Raw genomic sequence first — 17607 nt, 5'->3', positions numbered from 1 at the left:
GCATCTGCCCTTTATTATGTATTTCAAGGCTTCTATCCAATGGCGTTTCGCCATTTGAGGTTTAGGACTCATTTCATTTATATATGTTCAACTAAACATTTACACGATAACGGAGAGGACAGAAATAACTTGAAGAAGCGAAGCGTGCGCCTCAAAGCTTTCTGAAAGAAAGCTGCATCGGAAGCATACGCTTTATCCCCGGATTTTCCCTTTAAAGAAGGGAATCAAAAAAATCTGGAGATAACAGCGATCGGAAAGTTGTTCTGTCATCGGAGTATCAGTGTAAATACAATTAGCTGAACTTATAGAGGTTTTTCAAAAAGTCCGCTTTTGATTACGAAGGATGCCTAGTGGCATCATCAGCATCGAATATGGAATTCAGCCGAAATGTCCGTTGCTCACGTAGTTTTCCTACGCTCCGCTACTCCATTTCTAGCTTCATCCCATCTTCTCGGTACTGAAAACCGGTCTTTTTGAATACGAACTTATTATCAGTCAGACGAACAGAAAGAGGTTGGGGAAATGCAACTTAGAAGAGTAAGGATCGCGGGAACAGGGAAGTACCTGCCTGTACAGGAAGTCACCGATGAGGAACTGGATCGCCGCTTGGGCGTGCCTGCGGGCTGGGTCAGCAAAGCAACTGGCGTAGGTGTACGGCATTATGCATCAGGTGAAGAGACTTCCTCCTTCATGGGCGCGCGGGCTGCCGAAGCTGCACTGGCGGATGCGGGATTGCAATTCGGGGATATCGACTGTCTGGTGTGCACCAGTGGCACGAAGGAACAACCGTTGCCAAGTACGGCGGTATTTATCCAGCAGGCCATGGGGCAGCAAGATTCGGGCGTCCCCGCCTTTGATATGGATGCAACCTGCCTGAGTTTCCTGAACGGACTGGATGTAATCTCCTATATGGTAGATGCCGGACGTTACCAACGAGTCCTGCTTGTAGCCACGGAGATTGCCTCGGCCGGATTGAATTGGTCTGATAAAGAAAGTGCGGCCCTGTTCGGAGATGGAGCGGCCGCCGTCATTATTGAACGTTCACCTGAAGGATCATCGTCACAGATCGTGCATGCGTCACTTCGAACTTACAGCCGAGGTGCGCGTTTCTCGGAGATTGCAGGGGGAGGCACACGGCTGCACGCTTCGAATTACAAGGCAGATGAGCCTGAGCCTTACCTGTTTCATATGGATGGACAAGCGATCTTTCGCATGGCTTCCAGACTTCTGCCGGCATTCACCAGCGATATGTTACAGGCAACCGGTAATCGGATGGAAGATTTTCAATTGGTTATTCCCCACCAGGGGAGTGCCATGGCAATGAGATTGATCCGCAAGAAGCTTGGCATTGCTGAAGATCGATTCATGGATATCACACGACACCACGGCAACACGATTGCAGCATCGATCCCGATGGGGCTGCATGAAGCGATTAGACAGCAGCGCATTCAGCGGGGAGATCGGGTGCTGATGATTGGCACGGCTGCCGGATTATCCTTGGGAGGACTCATCTTTGACTACTAGATCTGGGGAAACTGGACAGCGTACATCTGCTTCTCTCAACGTACTTCTTACAGGCGGAAGGGCTCCGGTAACGCTCGATCTGGCACGCATGCTTCATCGGGCAGGCCATCGGGTCTATGTTGCGGAGAGTGCTGTAAGGCATCTGACCAGATTATCCAGTGCAGTAGAACAGTGCGCTGTGGTCCCACCGCCCCGTCAAGACACATCTGCGTATCTGGCGGGGCTGGAACGGTTGGCACAGGATTGGCAGATCGACCTGCTGATCCCCATGTGTGAAGAAGTCTTCTATGTGGCTCAAGGGGCAGACAGACTGCGTGCTTATTGCCGTGTTCTGGTTACGACTATGGAGCAGCTGCATGATCTGCACCATAAATATCATTTTATCCAGCTTGCAAGCTCACTAGGTCTTTCGGTTCCGGAGACACGCCTGATCAACAATCGGCAGGAATGGATGGAAGCTCAGGCTGTTCTGGAAACGGTGGGAGAATGGGTATGGAAACCGGTGTATTCCCGCTTTGCCGCCAAAGTTCGCATGCCAGGACGCATGACCGATGACACTGGCGCAGGAACTGATCAGGAAGGAAAAGCAAGTGAAAACAAACGTCGATATTTACGAAACGACCCTCCGGAACATGGGCAGTTATCCTTTGCTTCGCCTTGGGTTGCACAGGCCTACATTCCTGGTCAGATGTTATGTACATACAGCGTAGCCCACGAAGGGCAACTGGTTGCGCACGCCACGTACTATAGCCGCTATCGCACGGGTAGCGTGGGAGCCAGTGTCTTTTTTGAACAGGTGGAACATGAAGGTGCCCTTGCGTGGGTAAGAACATTTGCCCAAGCAACGGAGGTTAGTGGACAGATTGGGTTTGATTTTATAGAAGGTCAGGATGGGCAACTGTACGCGATTGAGTGTAATCCCAGGGCAACGAGCGGGATTCATCTGTTTCACCCCGGAGATGACTTGGTACGTGCACTGACTGAACCGGAGACGTTGGTCAAAGAAAGAAAATGGATCACTCCCGCAGGGGGCAGCAAAGCCATGCTCATGCTTCCGATGCTGGGAAGCGGATTACAGCAAATCTTCGGCAAAGGAAAGTTCCGTGCATGGATAGCTGCTTGGCGTGGAGCGAGGGATGTGGTGTATTTAAGGCAGGATATCCAGCCTTTCTTTGAACAATTCGCGGTGGTGCTGACCGCTTGGCGTATAGCAAGATCACAGAAGATCTCGCTGACTGAAGCTTTGACTCACGACATAGAATGGAACGGTGAACAACAATGAAGAGAGCATTGGTTACAGGAGCTACGGGATGTCTGGGCAGGCACCTCGCGATACGGCTTGTAAAAGAGGGATGGGAAGTCACGGGCATGGGCCGACAATCCAAGGCTGGTACAGAACTTGAGTCGGCAGGAATCCGATTCTTAAATGGAGATATACGGGATGAGGCCGCAGTAACCGAAGCGTGTACGGGGCAGGATGTGGTATTTCACTGTGCGGCTCTGTCATCGCCATGGGGCCGATATCGTGATTTTTACAGCAGCAATGTAGAGGGGACGCAAAACCTCATAGATGGCTGCCTGCATAATGAGGTACAACGATTCATACATGTCTCGACGCCAAGTGTATATTTCAACTACATACCGCGATATGACGTACAAGAGGATGATACGTTGCCTGCCAAACCAGCCAATCATTACGCAGCCACGAAGCTTCTCGCTGAACAGGTCGTCATGGAAGGGCATGCGAAGGGACTTCCGTCGATCATGATTCGACCACGAGCGATCTTTGGTCCGTATGACCAGACCTTATTTCCCAGAATTGTCGCGGCCAATGCAAAATCAGGCGTACCCATGATCGGTGGCGGACAGGCTGTAATTGATCTGACCTGTGTGGATAATGTGGTGGACGCCCTGTTATTGTGCCGTGATGTTGATGCCACAGCACTCGGCAGAGCTTACAATATCTCCAATGGCGATCCGAGGGCGTTTAATGAGTTGGTAAGCAGCCTGTTTGGCATGCTGGATATGCCGCTGCGTCGCCTTAACATTCCTTATCGGATGGCATATGGCGTGGCAGCATTGCTCGAATGTGTTCATGGCTTTATTCCTGCGCTGGGTGAACCCGCGCTGACACGGTATACAGTCGGCTCTTTGTCCATTCCGCAGACATTGGATATTACGGATGCACGGGAGCAATTGGGATACGTCCCTCGGGTGTCCATTGAAGAGGGTTTGCAACAATTTGCAGATTGGTGGAGGGCTGAATCATGCTGACCACAACTCCGGTAGAACTATATCTGGGTGCGGCAGGTTACTGCACACATCCAGAGTTTCTGACGCTGCGCGGTGGTCAGTTGAGCCCGGTTCCTTTCCCGGCAGGATTTGCCTGCATCATTCACCCCGTACACGGACCGATCCTGCTGGATACGGGATATAGCTCCCGCTTTTTCGAGGAAACGGCTCATCTGCCCAATGCACTCTATCGTCATATTACACCGGTCGTTTATCGTGAAGAGGATAGTGCCGTTCATTTTTTGGCTGGGATTGGGCTGAAAGCTGCGGATATCCGGTATATCATCCTCTCCCATTTTCACGGTGATCACATCGCAGGTGTACGGGATTTCCCGGAGGCACAATTCATCTATCTGCCGAGAGCTTATGATGCTGTGCGCTCACTCGGTCCGATTGCGGCTGTGAAGGCAGGTTATCTGTCTGGGTTGTTGCCTGAAGATTTTGTAGCCCGATCCTTGCCTGTTACGCGTCAGTCGGAGCGGTGGACAAGAGCGGGAGAATCGTTCCCTTATGATGAGGTCTATGATATCTTTGGCGATGGCAGTCTGCTGGGGGTGGATGTATCGGGTCATGCGGAAGGCATGATGGGACTCCTGCTGCGTACAGAAGAACATGATTATTTCCTGTGTGCGGATGCAGTGTGGTCGAGTCGGGCTTTTCGTGAACAGCGCAGACCGAATATACTTGCGGGTATTATTATGTCTGATCGACAAGAATACCACCGTAACTTTGACAAGCTGGTTCAGCTGCATCAGCAGTTTCCCGACATTCGGATTGTGCCGAGTCATTGTCGAGATGTGCTGGACGCTTGGGGTACAGGAGGGCTGAAACGATGAGCAATCCCCTTCGTATTGTGATTCATTATGCGCTTGCACGTGGGCTGCGAACATGGAAAACGCGAGAACAACTGGAGCGCTGGCAAGAGCGCCGGATTATTCGGCATGTCCATCAGATCCGCGCCCGCTCTCCGTTTTACCGAAAGTGGTGGGGTGGCGTGGATGCGTCTGAATGGAGAAGCTTCCCGTTGATTGACAAATCAATCATGATGCAGCATTTCGATACACTCAACACGGTGGGCATTACCAGAGACGAAGCGATGGCTCTGGCAGGGGAAAGTGAAGAAACGCGTGACTTCAAACCCTCCATTCAGGGAGTGACCGTTGGATTGTCCTCGGGTACGTCAGGGAATCGGGGGATATTTCTGGTGAGTGATCAGGAGCAGGATGCGTGGACGGGCACGGTGCTGGCCAAGTTGCTGCCTGGCGGGCTGTGGAAACCAGCGAAGATAGCATTTTTCCTGCGGGCCAACAGTAATCTGTATGAATCGGTACAGCGCGGTAAGTTACAGTTTCAGTACTTTGATCTGCTGGAGCGTGTGGAGACTTTGGTGAGACGTTTGGAAGAGTACCAACCTACGGTGTGGGTGGCTCCCCCATCCATGCTGCGTCTGTTGGCGGATGCCTATGTGGCAGGTCAATTGACCGCTGTACCGGACAAAATCATCTCGGTTGCCGAGGTGCTGGACCCCCTGGATCGCAAGGTGCTGGAGCAGGTCTTTGGACAGACCGTTCATCAGGTTTACCAGTGTACAGAAGGGTTCCTGGGTGCGACCTGTCGTTATGGCACACTGCATCTGAATGAAGACATTGTACATATTGAAAAAGAGTACATTGATTCCGCCACCCGGCGGTTCGTGCCCATTGTTACGGACTTCTCCAGAACATCACAACCGATCATTCGGTATCGGCTGAATGATATTCTGACCGAAGCGGCGATGCCATGTGCCTGCGGATCCCTGTTTACAGCGATTGAGCGGATTGAAGGCCGCTGTGATGATACGCTTTATTTTACACAACTGCATACGGGGGTGCCGGTATCTGTCTTTCCGGATTTTGTTACCCGCGCCGTCATTGCAGCTTCGCCGGATATTGAACATTATCGTGTGGTGCAACGTGGGGACGGGACGATAGAGGTATCGCTACGACTTGGAGGAAATGCAGCACTGGGGCAAGTACAGGCGGATGTGTTGCAGGAATTGAACAAGTTGGCCGACAGGATGGATTGTACTTTGCCTGAGGTGAGATTCGTTCCGTATACGTTCAAACCAGGGGTCACCAAGCTACGCAGAGTAGAGAGACAGCTTCATTGAGCTGGTGAGAAAATATTGGGGAAGAGCAGGTGACTGAATGACACTGGTGACATACAAGATAGGAGATGGAAAGCAGCGGATGCAGACAGAGGAACATAGAATTGAAGAAAGAAAGAAAAAAAGACTATCAACATCTGGTGTACATGATGATTCCGTGGCTCTCATTACAGGCACATCCAGTGGCTTCGGTATGTTAACGGCCATTACTCTTGCCAAGCAGGGATACCTTGTTGTTGCCACCATGCGTGACCTGAATCGAAGAGAAGAGTTGGTCAGACTTGCACGAGAGGCAGGCATAACAGAACGTTTGGTGTATGAGCAGTTGGACGTTACGGATTCTGAATCGGTGCAAGCCGCTATAACCAAAGTCGTTCACGTGTATGGGCGCATCGACATACTGGTGAACAATGCAGGATTTGCAGTTGGTGGGTTCATTGAGGAAGTATCGATGGAGGATTGGCGGCGCCAGATGGATACGAATCTGTTTGGGTTAATCGCTGTGACACGTGCAGTCCTGCCTGTGATGCGTGAACAGAAGCAAGGTCTAATTGTTAACTTGTCCAGTGTCAGCGGGTTGTCTGGTTTTCCGGGTTATGCTCCTTATGCTGCCTCCAAATTCGCTGTGGAAGGATTTACGGAAAGTCTGCGGCATGAGATGTCTTCGTTCGGCGTTCGGGTGGTATTGGTTGAACCCGGCGCTTATCGTACGCCAATCTGGAATAAAGGCTTGGGTGAGATTCACCGTAGCGAGGACTCCCCGTATAAGCATAAGCTGGATGCGGTTCTTCGTTATTCCCAACATGCGAGCGAGACGGCACCTGATCCACAGGAGGTAGCTGATCTGATCGGCCGAATTGCACGGATGCGTGCACCAAAGCTCCGATATGCACTGGGTAAAGGCTCGCGTGTGCTGATCATAGGTAAAGCATTGCTACCGTGGAAGTGGCTGGAATGGATCATCGCCCGTGGACTAAAATAGAGATAAGGTACGATTCACGATTGCATAATTTCCGAAAGGGAGGGATTAGCCATCTTCGAATTCATCGTTATTATTCTGCTTCTTGCGATTGTGGTTCTGCTCTTGCGAATCAACAGCAAGCTGCCGGAACGTGATTGGGTGAAGGAAGCGATGGAACGGGATCGGAATCAGAAACTTAATCAGGATGCTCCAAATTAAAAAGCGGAGGTTGCCAATGAAAATTGCATTCGTTTTGTTTGATGGACTGACTTTCCTTGATTTTGCTGGGTTTTATGATGTGATCAATCGGTTGAATTTCTTTGAACAAACCAAAGGAACAACATGGGAAACCTGTGCAATGACAGATCAGGTCACGGATGAGTCTGGTTTAACGATGAAGGTGGATCAAGTGAAGCCTGACCTGTCGGAATATGATCTCGTGTTTGTCCCCGGGGGCATGGGAACACGTAAGCTTCGGTATGACGAGGCGTTCGTAGGTTGGTTGAAACAAGCGGAGTCTGTTCCTTTGAAGGTATCCGTGTGCACAGGCTCTCTTCTGCTGGGTGCGGCTGGATTTTTGTCTGATAAAAGAGCGACGACACATCCGTATACATATGATCTGCTTCAGCCTTATGTCGCTGAGGTGATTCAGAGCCGGATTGTGCGAGATGGAAATGTAATTACTGCCGGTGGAGTAGCCACGTCCATTGATCTGGGGATCTATGTTGTGGGACTTCTGGCAGGTGAGGAAGCGGCGGCAAATGTAAAACTTCAGATCGATTATCCGTATGAAATGCAGGGAGTGGTCGAAGAATGAACGAAAATGGAAAGCAAAAAAACTATATCTTTCGCAATATTAAGCGGGATGAAGCAGATGTATACTGGCCGTTTCGACTGGAAGCACTGAAAACACATCCTGAGGCCTTCGGGGCTTCCTTTGAATTATCCATTCAGATTCCCATGAATGAAGTGCAGGAACGCATACATAACGAGCCCGACGATTATATTCTGGGCGCATATACAACAGAAGGAACACTCGCGGGAATGATGGGTTTCAAGAGAGAATATGGCCTGAAGCTCAGGCACAAAGGCATAATCTGGGGCGTCTATGTTGCTCCGCCATATCGGGGAAACGGTCTGGCATCGCAATTGCTCCAGGAAGTCTTGGAACGGGGAAGATATCTGGAAGGCATTAAGCAAATTAATCTGAGTGTGGTAACGACGAATGAATCAGCCAGACGCTTATATGAGCGATATGGATTTGAAGTGTATGGCATTGAGCGTAACGCACTGGAAGTCCATGGTCAGGGATATGATGAGGCGCATATGAATTACTTTTATACGTAGCATTCAACATGAATGAAGATATCACAGCAGGAGGTGTCCTATGACAGATCAAGTTGAACTTGAGATCGACGGTATTTCCTTTGTCTTGAAAGAGTCTCACTCATTTGATTGGTTACGGCCCTTGGGTACGGTTTTTCGCGTATTCGATCAGCAGGATTCAGGTAATCTCTCCTTCGGTATCGTGCAAAAGGATGGAAAGAGGTTGTTCGTAAAGTATGCGGGAGCACTTACCATTCATGCGAATCATACGGGAAGTCCCCCGGAAGCCATTCGTAATCTGAAATCATCTGTTTCCGTCTATGAAGATTTGAAGCATGACACGTTGATCCGATTAACGGATCATTTTGCAACGGAGCAAGGGTATGTCTGTGTATTTGATTGGGTGGAGGGGGAGAATCTTCATAATCACTGGAAATTTCCGCCTCCGGCCAAATATGAAGATCCTCGTTCCCCCTACTATCAGTTCAGACAACTTCCGTTGAAGACAAGGATTGGCGCGATGGAGCAGATTCTTGATTTTCATATCGAAGTGGAGCGGAGAGGGTATGTGGCTGTTGATCTGTATGACGGCAGTCTGATCTATGACTTTGACAAGTACGTCATGAAAATTTGTGATATAGACTTGTATCGGAAGGGCTCTTTTACCAATACCATGGGGCGTATGTGGGGATCTTCCCGTTTCATGTCTCCAGAGGAATTCGAGCTGGGTGCACTCATAGATGCGGTTACCAATGTATTCAATATGGGAGCCATGGCATTCGCGCTACTGGGTGGGGAGAAAGACCATTCATATGATAGATGGGATGCCGGAGAGCCTTTATATCAGGTTGTGATACGTGCAGTCAGCGCAGATCGGTCCCAGCGGTATGCATCGATTGCAGAACTCGGTGAGGCATGGAAAGAAGCTGCAATGCAAAGGTAAGGAGCGCGTATACGAATTATTCGCAAATATGCAAAATCCATTCGTATGTGTGTGATAAATACCGTATAATGGAAATTATTAAGGGGGTGCAGATGATGTGCAGATATGCCATGTCAGGACCATACAAAGACATCTATGCATGCTTCAATTGTCGCAAATCATTTAAACAAGTTTCCAGATACGACCTTCGCCCTGAAGTTGTGGAACAACTCGAATATAAATGTCCACAATGTGCTGCGTCTATGGTTAGCATGGGACAGGATTTCCAGGCGCCCAAACAAAATGATAGCAAACAATGGACCAAAGTGATGATTCTGTATCGCCATGGTTATACCTTTCATAATTGTGGATGCGGGGCTGGATATGGGCCGTCAGATTTACGTGAATTACCCGATTTTCTGGATCAGCAGGAAGCAGGTAAAGGCAGTGAAGGCAAACGATTATTGCAAAGGTTAACTTCATAGTTATGGCTCCTACATCGAACCTGTCGTCTATGGAAATGTTGAAGATACAAGCGAGCACGTTATATACAATCAATGAGCAACAGCGTCTATTAAGCATTAACGAGCCGGGTGGTGGGCAGGCTCCAGCCATATTTATCGGATTGGCTTCTGCCGGTTCACTGATCTATTACCATGAGCAGTTACCGTCAGATCTGATGGATGAATTGAGTAAGGAATGCGAGCTTCCATTGGATATTCCGAAACTGATTCGAAAGGTGCAGACCTTTGAGCCAGTTAACCATGTGTGGATGGGACCAGCCTATGTCTTTCCTGAGTCATCTGACGAATGGAATCGACAGGTTCAATTGATTGGTCAGGAGCAGTGTAATTTGCTGGCAGAGCATTTCACTGAATTAACAGATCTCTTGCATGAAAAATGGCCTGTTTCGGCTTATGTTATTGGTGATTCTGCTGTGGCAGTGTGCTGCTCCGCACGGATTTCCGAACATGGGGCGGAAGCAAGTCTATACACGGCACCTGGTTATAGAGGACATGGGTATGCAGCGGAGACGGTAAAATGCTGGCAGTATCATGTCAAGGAGCATGGACGCATTCCAATCTACAGTACATCTTGGGATAATCTCGCTTCACAACAAGTTGCCCGTAAATTGGGATTAATTCAGTTCGGTGTGGATTTCAGTATCACAACTGTGGAGTTGAAGAAAGGCTGTGATGTTGGATGATCCGCACTTTCCTACAAAAGGACCTTCAGTATGTCATTGAAGCGCATATCCGAATCTATCGAAACGAGTATAATTATGATGATAGCTTTGCTGAAGCTATCACCCATGCGGTGAATTCGTTTGGTTGTTCAGGCAATCACGCGAGGGAGATGTTATGGGTTGTGGAGTTAGATCAGGCAGCTTCCGGTTGCGTTAACTCGTTGTTGAAAGGAGCGGTCCAGTGAATCGCAGAAGATGGATTCTGGGTTTGTTATCTGGATGTATTGCACTGACGGTAGCCGCATGTTCGACTCAGACGGAAGAACAAGTATTATCAGCAACCATCGAAAGCAACCTGCAGCAGATGGTTAGTGACCCTGTCCTGTTGACTAGCAGCAATCCCAATGATTATATTGCTGGTAACCCGGAGGTTTACAAGGACATCCTGCATACGGGTAAGGAAGGACTTCTTCTCCTGTTACAGCAACTCGAATCCAGTCCGGAGAACGGTCTCAAGGAATGGATCATGGCTCAGGCAAGTAGCGAAATGCTTGGAGAGCACAACCCTGTAGAGGCGTGGCATAGTGGCAAGGACTGGCTCAGGCAGTATAAAATGAACGTAGAATAATGGTTCATCATCATCCATAGTATCTGATGAGCCGGAAGTACAAACCTCACCTCCAGTCAGCATGAGCAGCATTGAGAGGTTCTTGGAACCCGAAATAATACATTATAGAGGTGAAATCCTTGAATAAGAAAATTGCTTTTTTTGATTCAGGCATCGGTGGTTTAACCGTTTTGCATAAGGCATTACAACAGTTTCCTGAAGAAAAATTCCTGTATTACGCGGATACCTTGCATGTCCCGTATGGAACCAAACCTGCGGATGAGGTGAGAGGACATATTTTTGATTGTGTGGAAGCCATCGTTCAGGAGGATGTCCGAGCAATCGTAATTGCTTGTAATACTGCAACCAGTCTGGCTGTTAAAGATCTGCGCGCCAATTACGATATCCCGATTATTGGCATGGAGCCTGCGGTGAAACCAGCTGTGGAGATGAATCGTGAGAGTGGGAAGAGAGTGCTTGTATTTGCCACTGCCCTCACCTTGAGCCAAACCAAGTATAACGAACTGGTATCACGTGTTGATGATCACCACAGTGTGGATTCCATTGCGCTGCCGGAACTTGTGGAATGGTGTGAACAGCTGGATTTTGATCCGGGCAAAATCGCGGATTACTTCCGGTTCAAGTTGGCAGATCTCGATCTTCATCGGTATGGCACAGTGGTTCTGGGCTGCACCCATTATCCATTCTATACGTCCATTCTGCGCACGGTTCTGCCAGATCATATACAGATTATTGATGGCAGTACAGGCACCGTGAACCATCTGAAGCAGCGGCTTGGACTGGTGGCTCAGCATGGAGACAGAATTGAGGAACAGGTCACTTTCCTCAGTTCAGCAGGCCGACCAGAAGAGCAGGAGAAGATGTACAGGGCACTCCAATATCTTGAGAAGAACTCCATGTAGGTTACACCATAGGAGGTGATCGCTATGCAGTCCATTTATCTTATCCGTCACGCCAAGGCCACAGGGCAGGAACCCCATGCAGAGCTTACAGATGAAGGGATCAGGCAAGCCGAAAAACTTGCAGATATCTTGGCTCATCAATCCATTACATATATTGTTTCCAGTCCGTGGAAAAGGGCTGTTCAAACGGCTATGCCGCTGGGCAGGGCAACGCTGCAACATATACATACGGATGAACGTCTCCAGGAGAGGGTACTTAGCTCTTTGGATCTGCCTAACTGGATGGATGTACTGAAACGTACATACGATGATGTGGAATGGGTGGAAGAAGGCGGGGAATCTTCCAGAAACGCGGCTGTAAGGGGGCTGGCGCTTCTGGAAGAGTTGTGGAGCAGACCTGAACAGCATGGGGCCGTGGTTACACATGGGAACTTGTTATCACTGCTTATTCGTGAGTATGAACCTTCCTTTGGCTATGAAGAGTGGGCCAAACTTTCGAACCCGGATGTGTATGTATTGGAGAAACAGCGGCCAGAAGCAGGGCAGTTCACCATTCGCAGAATCTGGACAGATTAAACAGGAAAAGAGTGCTCCAGCGATAGGATATCAGCCAGAACACTCTTTTCGTTTATTCATAGGGGATGCTTATAAGGCGGCAATCATGATCATAACCCATCCAGCCAAAAATGCGACTCCACCAAGTGGCGTAATGGCTCCCAATTTGCGAACACCCGTAACACTCAAAGCGTACAGGCTGCCAGAGAACAGGATGATGCCGGCGAACATCAGCCATCCGGCAAGCATGACGAGTGAAGAGGATTCGAGACGGTCTGCCAGCAGCCCAATCAGGATGATCCCGAGTCCGTGGATGAGGTGATATTGAACGCCGGTTTCATAGATTTTGATCATGTCAGCGGATAATTTGCGCTTGAGCGCGTGTGCGCCAAAAGCACCCAAAGCAACAGCCAGGAACATCATAATGCTGCCGAGTATAATCAGGGTTTGCAATGTGTTTTTCTCTCCTTTTAAGGGTAATTAGTTATAACATCAAGGTTTATTTTGCACGAGTGTTGTTTAAAGTTTGCGCAATTGAATCTGCCCGATGGAGTGATCGGCTTCCTTTTTCAGGATCAGTCTGGCACGCCCTTTGGTTGGCAAAATGTTTTCATGCAGATTTTTCGCATTGATATCCTGCCAGATCTGGTTGGCGGTACGCACGGTTTCCTCTTCATCAATATTGGCGAATCGTTGATGGAAAAAAGAATCCGTGTTCTGGAATGCTGTATTGCGCAGCAACTTGAAACGCTCCACGTACCAGTGTCTGATATGCTCTTCTTCCGCATCGATGTAGATGGAGAAGTCGAAGAAATCACTGACCAGCAAAGGTGTTTCCTTTTTGATCTGAAGTACATTGATACCTTCAATAATGAGGATATCCGGTTGACAGATTTGCTTCTCTTCCCCTTGAATGACATCGTAGGCGAGATGAGAGTACACCGGTGCTTTCACTTCGGGTTTGCCTGATTTTACATCGCCCATGAACTGAATCAGGGATTTGATATCATAGCTTTCCGGGAATCCCTTGCGATTCATGATGCCCTTCTCTTGCAGGACAGCGTTGGGATATAAGAAACCGTCGGTGGTGACCAGGTCAACCTTGGGTTTATTCTTGCCTCTGGCGAGCAGCGCCTGCAGCAAGCGGGCCGCTGTACTTTTGCCCACGGCAACACTTCCCCCGATTCCAATGATGTAGGGGGTGGGGAGAGCTTCTTTTTTCATAAAGGAGGCCGTCAGTCGATTCAGCTCTCGTGAAACTCTTGCATATAGGTCAATAAAGTGGGTCAGAGGCAAATATATATCTTCAACTTCTTGAATCGATACCTCTTCGTTCAATCCCTTTAACTGTTCTAATTCGGCTTCCGTCAGTGGAAGAGTGGTCTGATGTTCTTTAAGTTCAGCCCATTCCTTGCGGTTAAACTCGATGTAAGGAGAGTATAAATTCATGAGATCCCGCTTTCTGTATGTAATATAATTGTGGACACAACCTTTAGTGTACCAAATTTCAGGAAACTGACAACACCTTTACATTTGCCCATTCCATATTGCCTTTCATGCCAGTGGAGCGAAAATCAACTTATAGGAAAGTTTAACCCAATTTATGTTAAAGTCAACGTATACCATGCGGAAGGGTGACAGCAAATGATCGTATATGAGAGAGAGCATGATTTTGTTTTGACCGCACAGCATGAGCATGGATTAGTAGCCGGAGAGATGGCTTCCCACTGGAAAAGTGAATTGTTAGCCGATCCTGCGCATCGGGATGAATTGATTCTGGCGGCCAAAGAACATGACCGGGGCTGGATTGAACTGGATTCGTCTCCATTCTGGAATGATTACAGTCAATCACCGTATTCGTTTCGTGACTTTCCACTTCGTCCGCGTTTTGTATTCTACCAAAAAGGCATTGAAGAAGTTCGTCAGAACAACCTGTACGCCGGATTATTGTGCAGTCTGATGTATACGGAGCTGTTTCAGAAAAATCTGGGTGCCAATGCGCAGGATGATGAAGACATCCGGGAATACCTGAACATTGAGCGTGAACATCAGTTGAGTTGGGAGAAACAACTTGGTGGTGATGCTGAAGCGCTGAAACAGAGGCTGCAAAGCGATGTGGAAATCATGTTGTTCTGTGATCAGCTAAGTCTATTTCTCTGTATGGAGGAACCCGGAACACCTGCGGAGCGTTATGATTTTTTTGCAGAAGGTCTCAGTTGCACGTTTGATGCCTGTTCCAGACAACCGATTCAGGCAGAATGGTTATCCAATGAGAAAGTAGGCTTGTCTTTTTTCCCGTTTGATGAGGACTTTACGGTTGTTCTGCCTTATAAATCGGTGCCCAAGGCGAGTATCCGCAAATTCGGTATGCAACAGGCTTATCGCCGGGCTGAATGGAAGGAACGCCGCGTGTTGATTACGGAATTGAACCGATAACCGGAAACTCCAGGCTTGGGGAATGAGCAGCATAGAACATTACAAAACAGGCGGGCATCTGATGTACAGGGCGTCCGCCTTTCGTATGCACATATCAGGGTGGGAATAAAGCAGGAAAAGACAGGTTATTCCCAGAAATGTTAGTGTACAGCGGAGAAGAGCACATTAGCAGGAGGACAAACATGAACACCAGAATAGAGATATTAACGATGTGTATGGTATGGGACAAAATGAATGATCAGGTATTGCTAATGAATCGGCCGGATCGCAAAGGATTTCCGGGATACATCGCTCCTGGGGGGAAGGTGGACTTTCCGGAGAGCATTGTGGATGGTGCCGTGCGGGAGGTTCTGGAGGAGACGGGGTTGGCCGTCAATGAGATTACGTATAAAGGACTTGATGAGTTCTGTGATCCCGAACAAGGATTACGTTACATGGTATTCAACTATTTGGCGACTTCATTCGAGGGTCAATTATTGCAAGATCCGCCCGAAGGCGAACTGTTATGGGTGCCTATGAAGCGGGTGTCCGAGCTGCCTATGCAGGACTGGTTCGCTGAACGTCTCCCACGATTTTTCCAAAAGGGTACGTTTGAGCGGAGTGTGATCTGGGAGAAGTCATCCGGACGTACGCTGCAAGAAACATTTATGTTGTATAGCGATTCCGCTCTTGAACAGCGTGGGGTTCGATAAGATCAACGTTAAAGGGAGAGAAGATCATGGGATACCAGCATGCCCTGGAAGGATACATTGCAGCGACGAATACACATCAGTTTCATGAAGTGAGCAAATGGTTATCGCCAGATGCCGTATATTGGTTTACAGGCACGTCATGCACTACTCCAGACGAAATCCGGGCTTATTTTGAGAACGCTTGGGAAACAGTCCAGGAAGAAGTCTACAGTGCTGAAGAGGTTAAGTGGATTACGACTACCAAAGATCAGGCAGTTTGTATTTATACTTACCACTGGAAGGGGATTTATCAGGGAGAGCCGGCTTATGGAAAGGGGCGGGCAACGAATGTGTTTGTTGCTGGGCTAGACGGGGAATGGAAATTAATTCATGAGCATTTAAGCTTGGGTTAGGATAAAATTAATGCCTCACAATGTATCATCCATATCTATATATTTATATCCAAATATTATGGTATAATGAAGGTTACTATTTTTATGGGAGATGACTAGCCCAGGAGAAACAGTGTGTGTTTAATAGATTGAGTAAACTAGTTTGTTGAAGTAAGCATGATATATTTGTAGATTTGCCATACATAGGCTTCTGCAAACAGAACGAGAATGAATATTGTACGATGAAAAGGTGGAGATTGGCATGAAATTGTCGTTCCGGATTTTGGATTGGGAAGAAGAGCGACCATACGAACTTTTATTGATGGCTGATCCTTCAAAAGAAATTGTTGATGAGTACCTGAGTCGGGGTGTTTGTTTTATTGCTGAGTATGAAGGAGAGATGGTTGGAGAGTTCGTATTGCTCAAGACTCGTCCGGAGACTGCCGAGATAGTTAATATTGCCGTACAGGAAGAACTGCAGGGACAAGGTGTAGGCAAACACATGATTAAGGAAGCGATGGAAGCTGCACGCAGATTAGGCTGCCGGATTCTCGAGATTGGGACAGGCAACTCCAGCTTTCATCAATTGAAGTTATACCAACGTTGCGGTTTCCGCATTATCGGGGTTGATCGTGATTTCTTTGTGAGGCACTATGAGGAAGAAATTATAGAGGATGGTATTCGCTGTGTGGACATGATTCGTATGGCCATAGATCTGGATGCTGTTACAGAGGATGAAGACGAAAGGAAGAGTACTTAGGTGAATCGGTATACACATATTGGCGTATATGGCTTGGTCACTTGGGAGCAAAAAATCCTGTTGATTCATAAGGCACGGGGAGCATATCAGGGACAATGGGATTTACCGGGCGGAAGGCTGGAGTTTGGTGAGCATCCAGAGGCAGCTCTTCATCGTGAGATTGAAGAAGAGACGGGCCTGACCGATCTACAAGTAGTGATTTGTTCTGCGGAGTCTAAGGTTGTGGAATGGGTGCATCAAGGTGAGCCGGAAGAGCTGCACCATATCGGGATGCTGTACGATGTTGTTTTGACCGCAGCTTGTCAGCCGGATCAGATCAAAAAAGAACCCGATGGTGAAGATTCGTGGGGCGCGGATTGGTTTACACTGGAGCAGACTGCTGATCTTTCCCTAACGCCGTTTGCAGAGTATATGATTAGTAAAAGAACACCCTGATGCGCATCATCAACTATATTGTTACTCAAATTGGCTATATCCAAAGAAGCTGCTCAGATCATTCATGTCTGGGCCAGCTTTTTTAGTGGGTCTCCTGAAGAAAAAACCAATTATTTGTTGAATGTCATGTCAATTGGTTAATGTTTAACTTGACGGTTTGTTTTTGAACATAATGGACCACAATTCAATTAAGGAGGTAAAATGGGAGATCATATGCCTATTTTGTTATAATTAAGCGTTCGTTGTTCTAACCAAATTGCTCGATGAATTTTGATTCATCTAATTTATGCATCAATTGAGCTAAAAATAGGAAATGCTCCTGAGCGTAAAAGTTTATAGAATAGATATTAGAACACGGACTTCACTTGAAGAAGAGGAGAAAGTGTAACCTTCGAACGGATCAGGACAGTATTCGACATCTGTGCGACGGTATATATAATCATTGTTTTACTTTGATTTTGAAAACGCAGA

At 47.9% G+C, this 17607-nt stretch carries 22 protein-coding genes; 20 read left to right on the top strand and 2 right to left on the bottom strand.

All coding sequences use genetic code 11. The features are described from left to right. Window positions 1-522 precede the first annotated feature (522 nt). The 15 genes from MKY73_RS21205 (at window position 523) to MKY73_RS21135 (ending at window position 12463) form a co-directional block, all read left to right on the top strand. Window positions 523-1524: a beta-ketoacyl-ACP synthase III gene (locus MKY73_RS21205; RefSeq protein ID WP_339303311.1), complete on the top strand. Its 1002-nt coding sequence runs from the start codon at window positions 523-525 to the stop codon at window positions 1522-1524. Continuing rightward, window positions 1514-2806 (top strand): ATP-grasp domain-containing protein, encoded by a 1293-nt coding sequence (locus MKY73_RS21200; protein WP_339303310.1) that lies wholly within the window; start codon window positions 1514-1516, stop codon window positions 2804-2806. Before MKY73_RS21205 ends, MKY73_RS21200 begins: the two co-directional genes overlap by 11 nt. After that, entirely contained in the window at window positions 2803-3798 is a 996-nt protein-coding gene (locus MKY73_RS21195) for an SDR family NAD(P)-dependent oxidoreductase (RefSeq protein WP_339303308.1), read from the top strand. Before MKY73_RS21200 ends, MKY73_RS21195 begins: the two co-directional genes overlap by 4 nt. Continuing rightward, window positions 3792-4652 (top strand): MBL fold metallo-hydrolase, encoded by an 861-nt coding sequence (locus MKY73_RS21190; protein ID WP_339303307.1) that lies wholly within the window; start codon window positions 3792-3794, stop codon window positions 4650-4652. The genes MKY73_RS21195 and MKY73_RS21190 overlap by 7 nt, the downstream gene beginning before the upstream one ends. Beyond that, window positions 4649-5965 (top strand): F390 synthetase-related protein, encoded by a 1317-nt coding sequence (locus MKY73_RS21185; RefSeq protein ID WP_339303306.1) that lies wholly within the window; start codon window positions 4649-4651, stop codon window positions 5963-5965. Before MKY73_RS21190 ends, MKY73_RS21185 begins: the two co-directional genes overlap by 4 nt. Before the next feature lie 37 nt (window positions 5966-6002). Continuing rightward, window positions 6003-6944, top strand: a complete 942-nt coding sequence (locus MKY73_RS21180) for an SDR family oxidoreductase (protein WP_339303305.1) — start codon at window positions 6003-6005, stop codon at window positions 6942-6944. Window positions 6945-7158: 214 nt separating this feature from the next. After that, on the top strand, window positions 7159-7740 hold the full coding sequence (locus tag MKY73_RS21175) for a DJ-1/PfpI family protein (protein WP_339303304.1): 582 nt from the start codon (window positions 7159-7161) through the stop codon (window positions 7738-7740). Then, window positions 7737-8270, top strand: coding sequence for a GNAT family N-acetyltransferase (locus MKY73_RS21170; protein WP_339303303.1), 534 nt, complete (start codon window positions 7737-7739; stop codon window positions 8268-8270). Before MKY73_RS21175 ends, MKY73_RS21170 begins: the two co-directional genes overlap by 4 nt. Window positions 8271-8310: 40 nt before the next feature. Continuing rightward, a complete protein-coding gene (locus tag MKY73_RS21165; RefSeq protein WP_339303302.1) occupies window positions 8311-9192 on the top strand; it encodes a serine/threonine protein kinase in 882 nt (293 codons plus the stop codon). A gap of 92 nt (window positions 9193-9284) precedes the next feature. Continuing rightward, on the top strand, window positions 9285-9656 hold the full coding sequence (locus MKY73_RS21160) for a hypothetical protein (RefSeq protein ID WP_339303301.1): 372 nt from the start codon (window positions 9285-9287) through the stop codon (window positions 9654-9656). A 2-nt stretch (window positions 9657-9658) separates the two neighbouring features. Next, a complete protein-coding gene (locus tag MKY73_RS21155) occupies window positions 9659-10378 on the top strand; it encodes a GNAT family N-acetyltransferase (protein WP_339303300.1) in 720 nt (239 codons plus the stop codon). Beyond that, window positions 10375-10602, top strand: coding sequence for a hypothetical protein (locus MKY73_RS21150; protein ID WP_339303299.1), 228 nt, complete (start codon window positions 10375-10377; stop codon window positions 10600-10602). The genes MKY73_RS21155 and MKY73_RS21150 overlap by 4 nt, the downstream gene beginning before the upstream one ends. Further along, a complete protein-coding gene (locus MKY73_RS21145) occupies window positions 10599-10985 on the top strand; it encodes a hypothetical protein (protein ID WP_339303298.1) in 387 nt (128 codons plus the stop codon). The genes MKY73_RS21150 and MKY73_RS21145 overlap by 4 nt, the downstream gene beginning before the upstream one ends. Window positions 10986-11104: 119 nt before the next feature. Next, the gene (gene murI / locus MKY73_RS21140) at window positions 11105-11887 is read left to right on the top strand and encodes a glutamate racemase (RefSeq protein ID WP_339303297.1); all 783 of its coding nucleotides are present in this window, start codon (window positions 11105-11107) and stop codon (window positions 11885-11887) included. Window positions 11888-11911: 24 nt separating this feature from the next. Continuing rightward, window positions 11912-12463 carry a histidine phosphatase family protein gene (locus MKY73_RS21135; RefSeq protein ID WP_339303296.1) on the top strand — a complete coding sequence of 184 codons (552 nt, stop codon included), beginning with the start codon at window positions 11912-11914 and terminating at the stop codon, window positions 12461-12463. 69 nt (window positions 12464-12532) lie between these two features. Here the strand turns inward: MKY73_RS21135 and MKY73_RS21130 are convergent, their stop codons facing one another. Beyond that, complete coding sequence (locus tag MKY73_RS21130) at window positions 12533-12895, bottom strand: DUF423 domain-containing protein (protein ID WP_307538348.1); 363 nt, start codon at window positions 12893-12895, stop codon at window positions 12533-12535. A 66-nt stretch (window positions 12896-12961) separates the two neighbouring features. After that, on the bottom strand, window positions 12962-13891 hold the full coding sequence (gene coaA, locus MKY73_RS21125; protein ID WP_339303295.1) for a type I pantothenate kinase: 930 nt from the start codon (window positions 13889-13891) through the stop codon (window positions 12962-12964). Between the two features lie 195 nt (window positions 13892-14086). Here coaA and MKY73_RS21120 point away from each other — a divergent pair, with 195 nt between their 5' ends. The 5 genes from MKY73_RS21120 (at window position 14087) to MKY73_RS21100 (ending at window position 17136) form a co-directional block, all read left to right on the top strand. After that, window positions 14087-14878, top strand: a complete 792-nt coding sequence (locus MKY73_RS21120; protein ID WP_339303294.1) for a DUF3891 family protein — start codon at window positions 14087-14089, stop codon at window positions 14876-14878. A gap of 182 nt (window positions 14879-15060) precedes the next feature. Continuing rightward, window positions 15061-15570, top strand: a complete 510-nt coding sequence (locus MKY73_RS21115; RefSeq protein WP_339303293.1) for an 8-oxo-dGTP diphosphatase — start codon at window positions 15061-15063, stop codon at window positions 15568-15570. A gap of 26 nt (window positions 15571-15596) precedes the next feature. Continuing rightward, the gene (locus tag MKY73_RS21110) at window positions 15597-15962 is read left to right on the top strand and encodes a nuclear transport factor 2 family protein (protein WP_339303292.1); all 366 of its coding nucleotides are present in this window, start codon (window positions 15597-15599) and stop codon (window positions 15960-15962) included. A 241-nt stretch (window positions 15963-16203) separates the two neighbouring features. Further along, on the top strand, window positions 16204-16701 hold the full coding sequence (locus tag MKY73_RS21105) for a GNAT family N-acetyltransferase (RefSeq protein WP_339240779.1): 498 nt from the start codon (window positions 16204-16206) through the stop codon (window positions 16699-16701). Then, window positions 16702-17136, top strand: a complete 435-nt coding sequence (locus tag MKY73_RS21100; protein ID WP_339303291.1) for an NUDIX domain-containing protein — start codon at window positions 16702-16704, stop codon at window positions 17134-17136. Window positions 17137-17607 lie beyond the last annotated feature (471 nt).

The organism is Paenibacillus sp. FSL R5-0519 (assembly GCF_037974275.1).
In the GTDB taxonomy this organism is placed as follows: domain Bacteria; phylum Bacillota; class Bacilli; order Paenibacillales; family Paenibacillaceae; genus Paenibacillus.
This window is presented reverse-complemented; position numbering and strand designations above follow the sequence as displayed.

Excerpts from the sequence above, each read along its gene's own strand:
- MKY73_RS21205 (WP_339303311.1), top strand. The coding sequence starts at position 523 with ATGCAACTTAGAAGAGTAAGGATCGCGGGAACAGGGAAGTACCTGCCT.
- MKY73_RS21195 (WP_339303308.1), top strand. The coding sequence starts at position 2,803 with ATGAAGAGAGCATTGGTTACAGGAGCTACGGGATGTCTGGGCAGGCAC.
- MKY73_RS21190 (WP_339303307.1), top strand. The coding sequence starts at position 3,792 with ATGCTGACCACAACTCCGGTAGAACTATATCTGGGTGCGGCAGGTTAC.
- MKY73_RS21185 (WP_339303306.1), top strand. The coding sequence starts at position 4,649 with ATGAGCAATCCCCTTCGTATTGTGATTCATTATGCGCTTGCACGTGGG.
- MKY73_RS21180 (WP_339303305.1), top strand. The coding sequence starts at position 6,003 with ATGACACTGGTGACATACAAGATAGGAGATGGAAAGCAGCGGATGCAG.
- MKY73_RS21175 (WP_339303304.1), top strand. The coding sequence starts at position 7,159 with ATGAAAATTGCATTCGTTTTGTTTGATGGACTGACTTTCCTTGATTTT.
- MKY73_RS21170 (WP_339303303.1), top strand. The coding sequence starts at position 7,737 with ATGAACGAAAATGGAAAGCAAAAAAACTATATCTTTCGCAATATTAAG.
- MKY73_RS21165 (WP_339303302.1), top strand. The coding sequence starts at position 8,311 with ATGACAGATCAAGTTGAACTTGAGATCGACGGTATTTCCTTTGTCTTG.
- MKY73_RS21160 (WP_339303301.1), top strand. The coding sequence starts at position 9,285 with ATGATGTGCAGATATGCCATGTCAGGACCATACAAAGACATCTATGCA.
- MKY73_RS21155 (WP_339303300.1), top strand. The coding sequence starts at position 9,659 with ATGGCTCCTACATCGAACCTGTCGTCTATGGAAATGTTGAAGATACAA.
- MKY73_RS21150 (WP_339303299.1), top strand. The coding sequence starts at position 10,375 with ATGATCCGCACTTTCCTACAAAAGGACCTTCAGTATGTCATTGAAGCG.
- MKY73_RS21135 (WP_339303296.1), top strand. The coding sequence starts at position 11,912 with ATGCAGTCCATTTATCTTATCCGTCACGCCAAGGCCACAGGGCAGGAA.
- coaA (WP_339303295.1), bottom strand. The coding sequence starts at position 13,891 with ATGAATTTATACTCTCCTTACATCGAGTTTAACCGCAAGGAATGGGCT.
- MKY73_RS21120 (WP_339303294.1), top strand. The coding sequence starts at position 14,087 with ATGATCGTATATGAGAGAGAGCATGATTTTGTTTTGACCGCACAGCAT.
- MKY73_RS21115 (WP_339303293.1), top strand. The coding sequence starts at position 15,061 with ATGAACACCAGAATAGAGATATTAACGATGTGTATGGTATGGGACAAA.
- MKY73_RS21110 (WP_339303292.1), top strand. The coding sequence starts at position 15,597 with ATGGGATACCAGCATGCCCTGGAAGGATACATTGCAGCGACGAATACA.
- MKY73_RS21105 (WP_339240779.1), top strand. The coding sequence starts at position 16,204 with ATGAAATTGTCGTTCCGGATTTTGGATTGGGAAGAAGAGCGACCATAC.